Raw genomic sequence first — 15,423 nt, forward strand, 5'->3', positions numbered from 1 at the left:
AGATGAGTTTTAATGTGGTATGTTTTGAGAAATTTAACTCAGATTTATGTAATAGAATATCTTATATTTTATACTGAAAAATAGTTTCCAAATGAAAACTTTTTCACGCAGCTTTATAAACACTGTGCGTAAATAGCTTTTTTATGTTAAAATTTTACTTAACCAATAGTTTCGAATTTTACGAAAGTTTTTGTCATTTAAAATTACAATTCTTCTTTAAAACCTTGTTTTTATTTGGAATCCAAAAATAGTCATTTCAAAAATCAACGTTGGGTAATCATCCAATAAAAAATTTACTGAATAAAAGTTTTTCAAATATAAAAGCATTATAGTAAAGATAATTACTAGAGTTGTTGAAAAATTCCATAGTGGTGATGAACCAGACTACTTCAATCGACCATTTCATACAACAGAAACAAGATGGAGAGCTAACTTTTCAACAACTTTACTTTTAAAGTGAATCATTTAAAACATTCTTTTAAATTTGAAAAGAAGAACATTACCAATTTTTTTATTAGAAAAAAATCGAGTGATAATGTCTTCAATTTTTTGTATTGGAAGTCCTACTCGTAGTTATATAGTTGAGTTCTCGATATTCTGCATTCAAGCAATTCTTTATGATAAAAATTTTCGGTGCTTATTTTATAGGAATCGATAAATTGAAAATTCTTCTTTAATTACTAAAGAAATAAATCATAAAATTTGCATATACTTGCCTATCTAAAATAGAGTTGTTGAAAAATTCCCTAGTTCCCATTAACAAAACTGCTTTAATTGCCCGTTTCCATAAAATAAAAACAGATGGAGAATTAATTTTTCAACAATTCTAATTAATATAAGTTCGTAGAAAACTTGATCCAGTAAACCTAACTTCTAATACAACTAACTCATTATTTTCGGCGCACAAAATATTTGTACGCCAACTTAATCTTCTTATAAAACCCGCTTTGCAAATATATAAGGAAATCCTGATATACCTCGCGCATCTGTAGTTTTTCCAATGCGATGGGAACCACTTGGCGAATCTGTGGTCGGACCGGTAACAGTTGTAGAAGGATAACCGTTTAGTAGTAATCCACGCGGTGTTCCATCACTATAATAACCTGCCGCAACCAAAGAACCCAATCCTCCCGTTGCACCTTGCGGAATATCAAAGGAAATAGAGGTGGAAGCACCATGTCTATGCCCTTGAAATCGATCTCTTCTTCTCAACCCACCAATCCATTCTCCTTCAAAATCCATTACGGAAACAAATCCTCTTCCTTGAACCGTAAAATGACGAACCTGATTGGTAATCGTAGTTCCTTGTACCGCATCCGGTAATCTATGTTTATAAAAACGAACCTTTACACCAGAGAGAGATCCACTTGAATTCGCCGCCGTACAAGTAAAACTAATTGTTCTGTTCGAAGCAGATAAAGCAGAAATGGCAAGTGTTGAATTTGCAGGTATTCCTCCAATTGCTTGCAAAATTGTTCCAGTCATCCAATTGGTAAAAGAACCGTGAATCAAATTATCTTCTCCTAACGCATCGATGATTTTTTGACAAGCAGTTGTATTAGGGAAAGTCACAGTCAGAACGTTACTCGCAATCGTATAACTGATCGCATCAAAATCTGTTATGTTTGTTCCCAAAGGCTCATAACGTAGTGATTGATTGAGCCAATACGAAACCAAATCGGGCATCCCTCCGTTTCCAGTCGAATTGATCAATTGATCCGGAGACGACAAACAAAATGCAGGAAAATCACTGGATGGACTTTTTAAATCGTCCATCCAAAACATTTCTCCTAAAAATTTACGTTCCTGCTTGAATGTGACATCTATAAAATTTTTTAAAAAAAGATATACCTGATTGATCGCCTTGACAAATTTCAATGGATTATTTGTATCCGGGTTAATTGCAGTGACTATATCTGTATGCAAATCCGTTAATATACCTGTTTTTACGGAACCCGCCTGCTTTTCTTCGGTAACCTCGTTGTTTTTAATACGAATTCCTTTGATACCTCTAAAAATTCTTAAGTCATTTCCCAAAGTTACTATACCTGACGTGTCCGTAGATACAGTTCTCAAAGCAACGTCTCCGGCAACCAAAACTCCTTGCCTAGCTATAATTTCAAATGAATTGTCTCTCCAGATAATCGGGCCATCTTCGGGCACATTTAGAGGATTATTATATTCTGTTTCTTGAAACTTATGTCGAACTACGATCGTACAAGCTGCATTATTTGGAATTACAATTCCGATCGTAGGTGGGATTTCAATTCTTCTACCATACTCGTCATAAGCAATCAGAGTATCGGTTAAATCGATTCTATTTGCAAGAGAACCTACTACGATATTTCCTCCTGAATCAATACCCGGCCCAAAAGCATCCAGGTCTCGATTGATGATTTCTTGACTTTTAGATTCTTGTTCTTTTTTCCAATCTTCCGGAAATACCCTTTTTCCCACACTTGGAAATTCGATTCCTGATAATTTATCCATGATAGACTCCGTTTAGTACAGTGAACTCGATTAGAATCGATTTTAATTGCTCATAAAAAAGTTTACGCATGATTTTCCATTTTATGAATCGATTCTATTTTTTTACAATTTTCAAAAAATGGTTTATACAAGTTCTTTTAATATAAAAATAACGTGCAATATTACTAATATTAGAGTTATTGAAAAATTAATTTTCCGTTTGTTTTCATTACATTGAAATGGGCAATTTTGCTAATACCCGCCATGGAATTTTTCAAAGCTCTATTATAAGATTTTTCTGAAAAGAAATCGAAACGGATTTCAAGCCGTTTATCTCGTGGATTTTCTTCAAAATCCATCGTTTTATTTGATAAATTTCCTCTCATTTTTCCCCGACAGATTCATGTTAAAAGTTTTCACTTTCAACCAGATAGATTGTAACCGCTGTGCAATATACTCTTCGAGTAAATCGAAAGAGCCAACGTTTCTTTTTTTCATATTTCTCCTTAAAAGGAAGCGGCTTTAGTAGTTTAAACATCTGATTTATTTTTATATGATGTGCTTAGAGTTTATTCTAAAACTTTAATACAAATCATCTTTAAATTCTCAACACAATGTGATAGTTCTACAAATTAGTACACCGTAATAACAAACTTTTTAATAGTTTTTTCTATCATTCAATTTCCATATATGTTCCTACATTCTTAAGTTTGAGGACAGGAGCTCTATTCCCATAAAATAAATTATCTTAAATTTTAAGATAATTTTTTATTATTCATAACTATATAATAAAGTACCCAATATTCTGCATGGAATCAGCGTTTTGTGATAAAATTAATAGTACTCAATTTTATAGAGATCAGTAAAACATAAAATTTAAGACACTCTATCATACAAATTTAAGTAGTATTTAATACTAGTTAGAAAACATAAAAAGTTTCTTATAAAACTCTCCTTACAAATATATAAGGAAATCCTGATATACCTCTGGCGTCTGTGGTCTTTCCGGTACGAGGGGACCCGTTGTTATTGGCGACGGCGCCACCAGTAGTATAAATCCTAGTTGTTCCTATCCAGTACGGTCCACCGCCTGGTGTGCTGCTCGTCGTGGTATTATTCGGAACGGTTTGGGGCAAATCGTGAGCATGATCGTGGAGCCGATCCCTTCTTCTCAAACCACCAATCCAATCACTATCAGAGTCCATCACAGAAACAAATCCCCTTCCTTGAACCGTAAAATGACGGACCTGATTGGTAATCGTAGTTCCAGGAGTAATGTCCGGCAATCTATGTTTATAAAAACGGATCTTCACTCCTGAAAGTGATCCACTTGAATTCGTCGCAGTACAACTAAAACTGATCGTTCTACTCGCAGAAGAAAAGGCAGTAATCGCCAAAGTAGAGTTAGCCGGAATTCCACCAATTGTTTGCAAAATTGTTCCAGTCATCCAGTTCGTAAAAGAACCCTGAACTTGATAATCTTCTCCCAATGCATCGATGATTTTTTGACAAGCAGTTGTGGTAGGGAAAGTTACAGTTAAAACGTTACTCGAAATCGTATAGCTGATTGTATCAAAATCGGTTATGTTATTTCCCAAAGGATCATAACGAAGTGGTTTATTGAGCCAATACGAAACTAAATCGGGCATTCCTCCAGTTCCACTTACACTAATCAATTGATCCGGAGAAGCTAAACAAAATGCAGGAAAATCAATGGAAGGACTTTTTAAATCGTCCATCCAAAACATTTCTCCTAAAAACTTACGTTCTTGTTTGAACGTTACGTCTATAAAATTTTTAGAATATAGATAAGTCTGGTTAATTCCTTGTACAAGTTTAAGAGGATGATTCACATCCGGATTGATAGCTCCGATCAACTCCGCGTGTAAATCTGTAATCAATCCTGTTTTTACAGAAGAGGCTTGTTTTTCTTCCGTAATTTGTCCGTCTTTAATATTGTTTGTAAAAATTCCTCTCCAAGTTCTTAAGTCGGTACCTAAGGTTACAACTCCAGAAGCGTTAGACGAAATTAATCTCAAAGGAACGTCACCGGTAACGAGCAAACCTTGTCTTGTTAAAATCTCAAAAGAATTATCTCTCCATAAATTCGTACCATCACTCGGAAGATTAGAAGGACTATCATATTGTGTTTCTAAAAACTTATGTCGAACTACGAGAGTACAAGTAACGTTATTCGGAACCGGAATTCCAGCAATTGGTGTTACTTGAATTCTTTTTCCTTCTTCGTCATAAGCAATTAAAGTATCAATTAAATCCACACGATTTGGTCCCGAACCGATTACAATCGTCCCGCCATTCTGAATCCCAAATCCCAAAAGGTCCAAATCTCGATTGATGATCTCTTGACTTTTAGATTCTTGTTCTTTTTTCCAGTCTTCTGGAAAAACTCTTTTACCTACGCCTGGAAATTCGATTCCTGATAATTTATCCATGATTATCTCCTTCGAAAGACGGAAAATCTATTACAATCGCTTCTAACTCGTTATAAAGAACATTCACGTTCGTTTTTGTATTATTTTCGATTTGTAAAATCATTTCTCTTTTCAGTTTTTTACATACACCACTGAAAGATTCATATGCATTCGACTTAATCAAAACAGAACTTGCAAGTTCTGTAATATCTTCATCATTTTGACTTTTAGATTCGCTTATTAAAGAAATGAACTCAGACTTAAGACTCTCTTTTTCTTCAGCACTTGCATAAATCCATCTTTTAGCCTGTGGGGCCAAAATCGGCCAAGAAAGTGGCTCCGTCTTTGGATATTTGGAAAGGATTTGATCCATGGCTTCGTCAAACTTAGTTTTGATTTTTTGAATCTTCTTTTCTTTATAAGCCGAAATCGTCAAAAAACCACATTGTAAAAGTTCGAGTTCCGTTTTTGGAACCAACGTTTCCTCCTCTATTTTCATATTTTCCGGAACGGAAGTCAAACCTCGATCCGCCTTTTCTGAAAGAGAAAGTTCCTTCAATGCTCCGCATTCAAATTTAAAACCTTCCGGAGGAAACGCAATTCCCTGATGAATTTTTTTCTTCTTCTCTTCTGATTTATCCCGGTTGAAGAGTTCTACTTCCAATTCTATGGATGATAAATTGGAATAAGGATATTCTTCCAAAGACTCAGAAGAATAAACATAGATCTTTTCCATTGATGCTCCTTGAAGGAGTGATTAAGTAGTTTTAAAAATATTAAAATATTTTATTATATGTATATTTAATAAACCGAATATTCTCTAATCTTTTCGGCTCGGCGGGAATGAAATTGACCCGTAAGATTCCCTCCCATCACGAACGGATCAAACTCTCCTTGATTCTCCCAAAGTTCACATACATTTCCGCCTATATTCACGTTCTCAATGGATTGAACAAGAGCAGATCGATTGAAAGAGTCGGAAAGTTTGGGAAAGAAAAATCGATACCTAAATAAAACGTATTTTCTAGACATCATTCTTTGATCCAAAATGCCCCCCATCGTAAAACAGTTCTTAGCTTCCTCCGACTTATAAATTTTAGAATAACGAATCTCTTCCGGGTCAAGTCCTGTCGAAAATTGAATGACCTGTCTTTTAGAAGACACAGAAGCAATTGACATTTTAAAAAGTTTAGCGAGCAAAAGTCTGTTCCGATATAAATCGTCCGTTTCTCCTGGAAGTTTTTCGATCTTGTATCTAGTTCCCCATAAAATCAAACCAAAACCGTCGCTTGTTTCGAGCCACATTTGCCTATAAAGCCAACTGAGTCTTACCGCCCTTTCGTTTAGAATTGAGAGAATCGATTTTAAAACTTTATACCAAAGACTATCAACTCCCAACTTTCGTATTAAACTTCTCTGATTTTTCCAAACGGTCGAATCGAAATTGAAAGTAAATTTATCAGACATAGACCACACCGATTACTTGAAAAGCCGGGCCGGCATTTGCCAATGAACCCGCAGGAACATCAATATTTCCTAATGGATTAAATTCTACATCGATACAATTTGGAAGAGCTTGGTATAAAGCTTTTAACTGTGCGTCTACAAAGTCCTGGCCTTCTTCGAGCGAAAGAAAGTATTCGTCCTTTATCTGATCCAAAACAACCTGACTTGGAATCGTGTCCGAAGAAGAAAACTTTACAGTAACAGTTTTATTGATTATAGTTTCAGAAATATTCTCGACGAGTACGTGAGCGACTCCACCTGGATCATTTTCTTCCGAATTGAAATAGTTTATAATTTGTGTAAGTTGAGAATCGGTCAAAGAAGCTACCGTTCCTTGAACTAAAATTTTTACCTCTCCATCCATTTTTAAATTTTTAGAGCTCTTAAAAATGGCTCTTTTTACAAAAGCAAACGTCTCCGCCTCTCCCACATACCAAGTGGGAGTCCATTTAGAAGAAACACCTTCTGCATTTCTTAAACGTGCTCTAACCGAAGTTCTTGTCTCTCTATATTGACCTTGTTGAATTGGATTGATTTCTATGTTAGAAACGTAATCAATTCCATCTGGAGGATTTTCGATCAAATTGATAGAACGCGAAACAACGTTTCCTATCGGGCCGTCAACCGTACATTGAGCGAGTGCTTCTACTGTATATTTTCCTTGGGCGTCCGCTGCCGTACCTGCAGGAAGTATTAAAGATTCTTGAAGAAAAAATTTTACTCTTTGATCTTCCTTTCCAGAAGTAGTAACGATTAAAGATTGTGGAATTTCACGATTGATTATCGATGGAACGGAAGAACCGATTCTAACTTTAATGATCGCGGGAAGTGAAGGTTTCCATTGCATCCCCCTACGAATTAGATGTTCGTGTAAGGCATCGTCCTCCGCCGTATGAGGATGGATCGCTTTCTGGATAGAAACTAGATTATCATCTATGAACAAAAAAATGGCATTGGAAACAGCCCGCAAAATCGAAAAAGTTTTGGAAGTAGGACTAAACGTATGATTTTTGAATACTCCAGAAGCTTTTACACTTTGAAGATGTTCATTAAGAACTTGTTCTTTAGTTATATTTAAATTCACTGATTACCTCCACCATAAATTTAATATTTTAATTTTATGAAATATTAATATACTTATCATTTTTGAAACAAGCAATAAGATTTCATAAACTCTAAACCATCCCTAAAATTTTCAGTATATCATCACACAATAATTAACAAAAATATTATTGATATATTATAATTGTTAAAAATTAAAGCAGCTTCGCCAATCCCTTCTATAAAATTTTTAAACAATTATAATATTTAAATTTAATTCATCAAAATCCCTTTGACAGATTCTCCCGTTTTTAATCTGAAATCGACTACGAGTCTTCTTTCCTCGTCGAGAATTATATTTATAGATTGAGGATTTATAATGGGATGAAATTTAAGAATTCTCTCCGCGTCTTGAATCCGTTCCGATAACTCATCGTATTCAGTAGAGTTTTGAGCAATTCTTTGTCTGCTGTAAATTTCTGGATAGTCGATGTCGTCGGCTACAGTCATTTCAAACATCTCACGAATTTCGGACAAAACAATACGAACTGAATTACTGTCGCTTAACAAATCATTATCGGAAGGATCCAATGTTAAGTCTCCGAATTGTACAGAATCATTTGCAAAATCGATCATTAGGTGCCTGCCTTAGGTTTGTTAGAAACAGAAGGACCAACTGGAGTATCTACGTAATCGGTTAAATGTGTAGATAAACTTACTGAATTAGAGGACTGAGCAAAAGCGGTTACTTCTTTTTCTGCTTCTATCTTTCCGGTAGTTTTAAAATCTCCGTCTTGTTCTATATTTCCCCGAATCTTAAACGGCTTTCCACCCAGATCCAAAAGAAAACCTTCATCGTTTATAGTTAATTTAATTATATTATTATAATTTAAAAAAGTCTTACTTTCATTTACTTCAATTTCTACTTTATCAGCAATTTTCGTTTTAATTGAATCGATCTTTTCGAAACCGAACGCGGTGTATCTTTTTTCAATATTATCTCTTGCGATCAAAAGACATTTGGAACCCTGCATCGGAACCACTGGTTCGGTCCAAATAACATCATGAATAAAATCTTCCGCAACTTTTACGATTAGAAGTTTTTTTTCGGAATCGACAGAGTCTACAATTCCCAACTTAGGAAAGAAAATAGGAAAACCTATTTTCCATGCCTGAACGATTGCTTGTATGATGGTTTTATCAGCCATTAGATCCTACTTTATTTTTTTCCATTTGATTTTGAAGATCCTGTCTTCGGAGGTTCATAATAAAAACCTGGAAAAATTTCTTGCCTATAACCATCCTTATTGAATTTTTTAATCACTTTATCTACGAACGCTTTAGCACTTCTAGAAAGATCATCCGGATCTTGAACTTCAATAATCTGAGAATGAGTGATCGAAGGAAAACCGAAAGAAACGAACTTTCCTTTAAAACCAGAGCCACATTTCTCATTAAAAATTTCTTTTGCTCTTTTTTCAGCTCCTTGAGAATCCAATCCATCGATTTCGTAATAACAAGTTTCACCTGTTCCATAAGCCCCTCTATATGTCTGTCCGGTTTTGGGATTTTCTCCTCTTACAATAATTTTGAACGGCTTGCTTTCTAAAGGAGTAAGTTCGTCTTGGATAATATTTTTTCCAAAGCGAAAGATAGGAAATGTCTCCTGAGATTCATTTGAATTTTGAGTTTTATTTTTTTTAGAAGAAAAACTTAAATCAGTATGTTTATAAGCTTTTTGAACCACCAATTTCCAATCGTGAAAAAAAACGTCCACACCATGAGTTTTTTTTAATTCATATAACGCATAACGTGCCGATTTTTTTGCACATCTAATATCTACTGTTTGTTTAATATCCGAATCACGAACGATAATCGAAATATCTGATTTAATTTGAGGATGAATACAATCATTCAAAAAAACCATCAAGGGTTTTTGATGATAATCCTGGGTCATCATCTTACGTTGACAAAAGAAAAACGGGTCCACACATTTTAACTCAAGTGGAACTTTTGGACTAATCTCTAATATATAACCGTTAAACTCATTTAAAAGTCCATACTGAAAATATCCAGCTTTCCAGGTAACTTTCGAAAACTTAACGATCGAATCTTTTTTTAAGTTCTTGTACTTAGGAAGTTTAATCGTAAGTATGTCGGTAGGAATTTCTCTCGAAGACTCTAATACAGCTTCAGTTATTGCTGGAAATTTTATATTCGATATTTCTAATTCTTGATTTAAAACAAACATTACAAATTCATCCTTCTTTTTGCGTTTTGCAGTTCGGCTTTGGAAACGAGGGCCTCTATAAAAAGAGTCGATCCTATATTTTCATAAGGTTGTATATTAGAATTATTCTCACGAATTTTACTCGAAAAATGTTCTGTTCCGTAATAAAGAAAACTGATGGATTCATACGTTTCTCCATCGGCAATCGTATGCAGACGATCTTCCGCCAAGGGTTCCGGAATTTCTATTAAAACCCCTGCTCTAAGATTGTTCCAATCTTCGATCTGAGGGTTGTTATCCAGGATCAATCTCCAAATTTCCCATTTTCCGTAATAACGAGCAGAAAGCCTTTGTAGAGTATCGTTGTTTTTAAGAACGTAAAACTGACTCATAAAGAAGACTCCACTACACCGTTTTTAGCTTCTATAGAAGCAAGATCCAAATCGTATTCGTCGTCGGACAAAAAAGTGATGATAATGCCTTGTTCATATTGAATCGGAGCATTCAAAAGTTCGAACTTTTGACAAACTACATTCGTAATTCCTAATACTCTTAACATTGCATGGGATAACCAAAGAGTTTCTTCTTGTTCCCAAAGATCCCTCAATTCTCTCATTTTTTGCCTCATAGTTTTAATCAAAGGATTTGAAGGAGCCGAAAAACTCCCAGCTCCATAAATCGAAGCAAGAAGAGTGAATTCTACCGTAATCGTCCAATCTTTGTATCCGGTAAGTTCTTTAACAGTTCCGTTCTTTCCTCCTGGAATAGGAGTCATTACGATTTCTTTTTCTCGATGCGCTTTGATTTTAGTGCCGGAAGGAAACTCATATCTATTACCGGACCAACTCACTTTCAAACGATCTATATCCCCCGTTATTGCCTCCAAAGGAAGATACCCTGCGGGAAGCGCAGGTGGTGTAATTCCTCCGATCATATTAGTTCCATCTCCTCAAAACGGTCCAATTCTTGAAAAATTGCATCCGTAATCATCTCGCTGATTTTTTTCTTATCCGTAATTTTATTTCCGATCACCAGTTGACCGATGATAGATCCTATATTCGTGTTTGAAACTACATTCGATTTTCCTGATATACTTTCGGAACTTTCTTTACTTTCTAATGTTCGTTTAATAATTCCTTTGGAATCGTTCGTTAAAACCTGATTGAATCTTTGAAGAATCGGATTGATCTTAGGAATTTCCGATTCCAATCCCGCAGAAAACTCTGCAAAGGTAGCCTTACCCGATTTGGTCAAAGTCGAAAACGGTCCTTCTTTAGCGTCCGAATTTGGAAACAACCTTCTTGTTTTTTCCAATACATCCATTACTTTATTATAAACTACTGACTTACCGGAAGAAATTCCCTCCGAAAATGTAGTGACTGTTTTAGTTCCACTTTGTTGGATCAAATTCAATCCAGATTTAAATCCGTTAGACATTTCTCCTAAAAATCCGACTAATGTATTATTTTTTTGTTTCATCCCTAAAATGAAAGTATCGACAAACGCAGAACCTGAATGAGTAAGTCTGGAAAGAGGTCCTTCCAAAGCGTTGGAATGAGGTAAATACCTATCGATAACCTGCATCACATTGTAAATCGTGGATTTTAAGTCCGCGACCGAATCCAGGATTCCTTCAGAAAAAGCGGTAAAAAGACTTTTACCGGAATCTTTCATACGATTACGGATATTTCCGATTACATTACTAAGCGCTTGCCAAATCAAACTGTATAAACCGAAGATCGGATTGACCATAGCAAGAACTAAAATTTCTTGAATTCCAGAAGGAAGATTGGCAAATATTCTAAAAATTGAATTTACTATTTTTCCAAAAAAATTAGTCAAAGAATTCCACGCAGAAACAATCCAAGAAGGAGCATTAATGATCGGTTGAATATATGGATAAATATTAGAAAATCCTTTTGTAATTCCAGTCCCTACCAACAAGAAAATATCTTTAATTTTATTCCAATTTTCATAGATCATTAACGGAATGCCTACGATCGGCATCAACCAAACAACCAATAATTTACCAAAACCGGAAAGATTACTCCAAGTATTTACGATCCAATTCCATGTTTCGACTGCAGTTGTTTTTATATCATCCCAATACGTAATGATCAAAGCCAGTGCCGTAACAATACCTACTACCGCCAGTCCTATCGGATTAGACATTGCAGCGACTTTCAAAGCGGCGAACAAACCAAGTGCGGCCGATTTTAAAACCATCAAAGAACCCGCTGCAATCAAAACCCCACCACCTAACATCAAAAAAGTGCCAGCGAACTCTGTGAGTTTCGGACTTTCGCCAAGAAATGCGTTTACTTTGCCTATTCCGTCAGCCAGTGTTCTAAAGATATTTTTAAGAACAGATTCTATAATTCCAAATTTTACAAGACCAGAATTTTCAATTCCTTCTCCTAAAAGAATTTTAAAATTTTTCCAAACTTCGGAGACTCGATCGAGTTGAAACGAAAACATATTCATTTTTTCCGATGATAATTGAAAATCTGTTATATTACCAAAATCTAATTGTTTGACATCTCCGTTAAAATTTTTGATTTGTTTACCGCTAGAAATTAGCCGTTCCGTTAAATCCGAAAAATTTCCATCTGTTGCTAAAACGGCATTTGTAACAGTACCGACTAATACATTTAAATCGGCTGTATTCAAATTTTTGAATGAAGATTTAATTTTATTTACGCTGGAAAGAATTGTTTCCACTGAAATACCAGTTTCGTCTGAAAGTTTAAAAGCGGATTTGGAAACGTCTCCGACCTCTTTAGCAGACAAACCGAGTATCTTGAGATTTTTTTCTAATTTAGAGGATTCCGTTCTTGCATCATATAATTCCTTACAAGTCTTAGCGAGCGACAAACCCAGATCCAATATTGCAAAACCTTTTTTCATATTCATAAAAGAAGAATCCACTTCTTGAATGGATTGTTTAAATTGTTCTGAATACTTCTTATTTTCACCGATCAACTGCTTCATATTATCCCATTTGCCATTGATCTCGTTGATTTTACTGGAGGCGAGATCCGCTATCGTAAAAACAATTTTCAATTCGTTTGTATTCGTATCGGCCATACCTCGCCTCCCGTAATGTCTAATCCCCGTTAAACGCTTTAACGATCGCACGCGTCAATGTGTTGATCTCTATTTGTTGCACAAATTCTAATTCTGCAACCAATTGAGCCTCGTAATTTTCGCGTTCGTCTCCGTCTTTTGGGTATTCTATTTTTCTTCCAGGGAAATAGTACATCAGAAGAACGTCTAACGCACCATTCCCGACCTTCAGAAGCCTAAGCTTCTCTCCTATAACTTTTTTGCCGTTACCTCTTGGGTTGTGGCAGTCAACTCAATCAGTTTATTACTAATCGGGATAAAGATACCCGGAGAATCCTGGGCCCATCCGTTTACGACTTCGAAACTAGGATATAAACAACACTGACCTGTAAGACGTTGTGCGACATCGGTTTGCTTTTCTTTCCTAGCTTTTTCTAAAGTTTCATCTACTTGAGTTTTATTTGGCACTCTACAGATTATCTTTCTACCTTCGCCCGCATCTAGAACATGAAGACCTCCTTTATCCGCAAAATGGGATTTGATCATATCGATCACGTCCTTGTTGCGTGCAATAAAATCGTCGTCTATGTTCTGATACGGTTGAGGAAGTTTTTCAAAAGCTTCCTTAAGAGCAGGAATTGAACTAATTAATGGATTCATTATATACACTTATTTCCTTGATTTTTAAATGACTATTCAACGCCATTACGCAAACGAAATGATAGGAATCGAAAGCAAAGCGATTTCCAAAGGAACAGCTACCGCTCCCGAATTTCCACTTTTGAAATCCGCGACGTACTTAGTAATTTTTGCGGCGGGCGCGAGGTATTTGAAGTCGGGTCTTCCCTCTGCTTTCAAGACTGCTGTCAAGGGAGCAGGTGGAAGTTTTTCAATCAAACCTCCATAAGGAGCAGCAAGAAGAGTTAAACGATCTAACTCTTCAAAATAAATTTCCGCACTGATACTGCGTTTGTAATTCTTAGTAGTGTATCCTACTATCTCACCCGATTTTCCGTATGTTAATTCAATTTCAACTGCGTGATCAAATTTGAATCCGGAAAAACTTACCATATCGTATCCGAAAAGTTTCAGCTCAAGATTGGTGAAGCTATAATTTTCCTTTACTACTTCTAATGCCATTGTTAACTCCTATTTGGGTGTGGCGAAAGAGGTTTCCCACTCGATCGCTTTGGTTCGATTACTAACGTACATCTTGCACTTCGCTTTTAAGATCCGATCAGTATTAAACGTTTTATTCGGATCTAAAACAATTTCATGACCTGAAATTTCTTTTCTACCAGGAGATTCCATTTCCGCTGAAATTTTGGAATCGATGTATGCTTTTAAATAATCTAAACCCCCCGACCCAGAATCTACTTCCGTATCCATATTCAAAAATTGAAGAGACTCACGATAAAGAATACGATGCATCTTATCTGCACGTCTTCTTTCAGGAAGTTCCTTAAAATCAGAATCACTTCCAGCTTTAATTTTATCTCTGGCGATAAAAATCCCGTCGTAGTCGTCGTATTGTTTGAGAACCATCAGACCCATATCATGAAGAAGATCCATGTAGTTTCTATATCCTTCGTCCCAATAACGGATTTCTGAAAATGTAAGAGAACGCATATCCTTAACGTAGCCGATAGAAACGTTAACCGGAGTTGCGGCAATTTTTGCGGTAGCCATCGTTGCAAAGTTTCTCCAAGCTCCAATAGAATCACCTGCAGATTTAACGGCAGAATAACCTCCGGAAGCATTAACTCCACCTTTGATATAGCGCGCCTCGCCGACTGCGATCATCACTCTACCTTTAGGAGAAACGAAAGGCTCAAACTCATCTTGGATATATTGAAAATATTGTGGAATCGTTTCCGATTCGTTCTTACTTCTTGCTTCCAAGATCATAAAAGAAGGAAGGTGGTGTTCCGTTTCCATCTCTTCTAAAATAACGTTACACGACATCGCAAAAGCTCTAGAAGCTGGACCCAAAACATGAATCCAATAGGAACCGTATTCTCTTTTTAAAACCTCAATTGCCGCAAGCCTTGAAGCGTTAGACGCACTTGGACCGGTAATTATAAAAGTGAATGTATCACCTAACTGAAACGTATTTGCAGGAGTAGAAGCATTCGTAAAAGTAGTGCTAACTCCCACGTCCAAAGAAATCGCAGAACCACTTGAAGGAATGATCAAAGGAGTGGAAAAGTTTGCTCCTGCATCTACGGATTTACGATATTCCGCGATACCACAAGCACCTGCTTTTGTAATTTTAAGTACTACAACTCTACTACCTGTTGGAATTCCGGAAGTTGTAGGAAGAGCCGCTTCTCCTCCACCAACTTTGGTAGGAGTTCCTACACTCCCAGCCAAATCGTTGAATGGACGAACACAAAGAACCGGCACTGGTTTTTGACCTTTTGATTCGTCAAATTCTTCGAAAAATTGTTCTAAGGCATCCACAAGCTCCCCTCTTCCAAAAACATCCTTGGCTTGAGGTGTGTTATTGATGACGTAAACTCTGTTAGCATCTCCGGTCTCAGCGGTACCCACTTTAGAACCTACATGATCCGGTTTTACGTCATTGAAATTGATCCCACCATCCTGATGATAGGTAGTCACGTTACCTGTTGACATTGATACGCTCCTGATAAAAAGAGCAACTGAGTAGAGTGGCGG

Annotated in this window: 14 protein-coding genes and 1 pseudogene; all 15 read right to left on the reverse strand. The window is 36.1% G+C overall.

Features of this window, described 5'->3' with window-relative positions:
* Window positions 1–933: 933 nt before the first annotated feature.
* The 15 genes and pseudogenes from BW942_RS11390 to BW942_RS11455 all read right to left on the reverse strand — a co-directional run bounded on the left by BW942_RS11390 (window position 934) and on the right by BW942_RS11455 (window position 15,381).
* Window positions 934–2,490: a hypothetical protein gene (locus BW942_RS11390; RefSeq protein ID WP_000359691.1), complete on the reverse strand. Its 1,557-nt coding sequence runs from the start codon at window positions 2,488–2,490 to the stop codon at window positions 934–936.
* A gap of 1,123 nt (window positions 2,491–3,613) precedes the next feature.
* A pseudogene (locus BW942_RS11395) lies at window positions 3,614–4,922 on the reverse strand (hypothetical protein); the annotation flags it as partial.
* Window positions 4,915–5,637 (reverse strand): hypothetical protein, encoded by a 723-nt coding sequence (locus BW942_RS11400; RefSeq protein WP_000412038.1) that lies wholly within the window; start codon window positions 5,635–5,637, stop codon window positions 4,915–4,917. The pseudogene BW942_RS11395 and the gene BW942_RS11400, both read right to left, overlap by 8 nt.
* Before the next feature lie 65 nt (window positions 5,638–5,702).
* Entirely contained in the window at window positions 5,703–6,368 is a 666-nt protein-coding gene (locus BW942_RS11405) for a hypothetical protein (RefSeq protein WP_001280696.1), read from the reverse strand.
* Entirely contained in the window at window positions 6,361–7,491 is a 1,131-nt protein-coding gene (locus tag BW942_RS11410) for a baseplate J/gp47 family protein (RefSeq protein WP_001052514.1), read from the reverse strand. Before BW942_RS11410 ends, BW942_RS11405 begins: the two co-directional genes overlap by 8 nt.
* A 230-nt stretch (window positions 7,492–7,721) precedes the next feature.
* On the reverse strand, window positions 7,722–8,084 hold the full coding sequence (locus tag BW942_RS11415) for an LIC10183 family protein (protein ID WP_000564696.1): 363 nt from the start codon (window positions 8,082–8,084) through the stop codon (window positions 7,722–7,724).
* A complete protein-coding gene (locus BW942_RS11420; protein ID WP_000764096.1) occupies window positions 8,084–8,656 on the reverse strand; it encodes a hypothetical protein in 573 nt (190 codons plus the stop codon). The genes BW942_RS11415 and BW942_RS11420 overlap by 1 nt, the downstream gene beginning before the upstream one ends.
* Window positions 8,657–8,667: 11 nt before the next feature.
* Window positions 8,668–9,699: a hypothetical protein gene (locus BW942_RS11425; protein ID WP_000497855.1), complete on the reverse strand. Its 1,032-nt coding sequence runs from the start codon at window positions 9,697–9,699 to the stop codon at window positions 8,668–8,670.
* Window positions 9,699–10,070 (reverse strand): LysM peptidoglycan-binding domain-containing protein, encoded by a 372-nt coding sequence (locus tag BW942_RS11430; protein ID WP_000077479.1) that lies wholly within the window; start codon window positions 10,068–10,070, stop codon window positions 9,699–9,701. The genes BW942_RS11425 and BW942_RS11430 overlap by 1 nt, the downstream gene beginning before the upstream one ends.
* Window positions 10,067–10,612: a DUF6046 domain-containing protein gene (locus BW942_RS11435; RefSeq protein ID WP_000579065.1), complete on the reverse strand. Its 546-nt coding sequence runs from the start codon at window positions 10,610–10,612 to the stop codon at window positions 10,067–10,069. The genes BW942_RS11430 and BW942_RS11435 overlap by 4 nt, the downstream gene beginning before the upstream one ends.
* The gene (locus BW942_RS11440) at window positions 10,609–12,765 is read right to left on the reverse strand and encodes a phage tail family protein (RefSeq protein ID WP_002969543.1); all 2,157 of its coding nucleotides are present in this window, start codon (window positions 12,763–12,765) and stop codon (window positions 10,609–10,611) included. The genes BW942_RS11435 and BW942_RS11440 overlap by 4 nt, the downstream gene beginning before the upstream one ends.
* A gap of 19 nt (window positions 12,766–12,784) precedes the next feature.
* Window positions 12,785–12,940, reverse strand: coding sequence for a hypothetical protein (locus tag BW942_RS21475; RefSeq protein WP_000291181.1), 156 nt, complete (start codon window positions 12,938–12,940; stop codon window positions 12,785–12,787).
* Window positions 12,941–12,993: 53 nt separating this feature from the next.
* Entirely contained in the window at window positions 12,994–13,404 is a 411-nt protein-coding gene (locus BW942_RS11445; protein WP_001068672.1) for an LIC_10177 family protein, read from the reverse strand.
* Between the two features lie 45 nt (window positions 13,405–13,449).
* Complete coding sequence (locus BW942_RS11450; protein ID WP_001162965.1) at window positions 13,450–13,884, reverse strand: hypothetical protein; 435 nt, start codon at window positions 13,882–13,884, stop codon at window positions 13,450–13,452.
* A gap of 9 nt (window positions 13,885–13,893) precedes the next feature.
* Window positions 13,894–15,381: a DUF2586 family protein gene (locus BW942_RS11455; protein WP_000103483.1), complete on the reverse strand. Its 1,488-nt coding sequence runs from the start codon at window positions 15,379–15,381 to the stop codon at window positions 13,894–13,896.
* Window positions 15,382–15,423: the final 42 nt, after the last annotated feature.

This window comes from Leptospira interrogans, assembly GCF_900156205.1.
In the GTDB taxonomy this organism is placed as follows: Bacteria; Spirochaetota; Leptospiria; order Leptospirales; family Leptospiraceae; genus Leptospira; species Leptospira interrogans.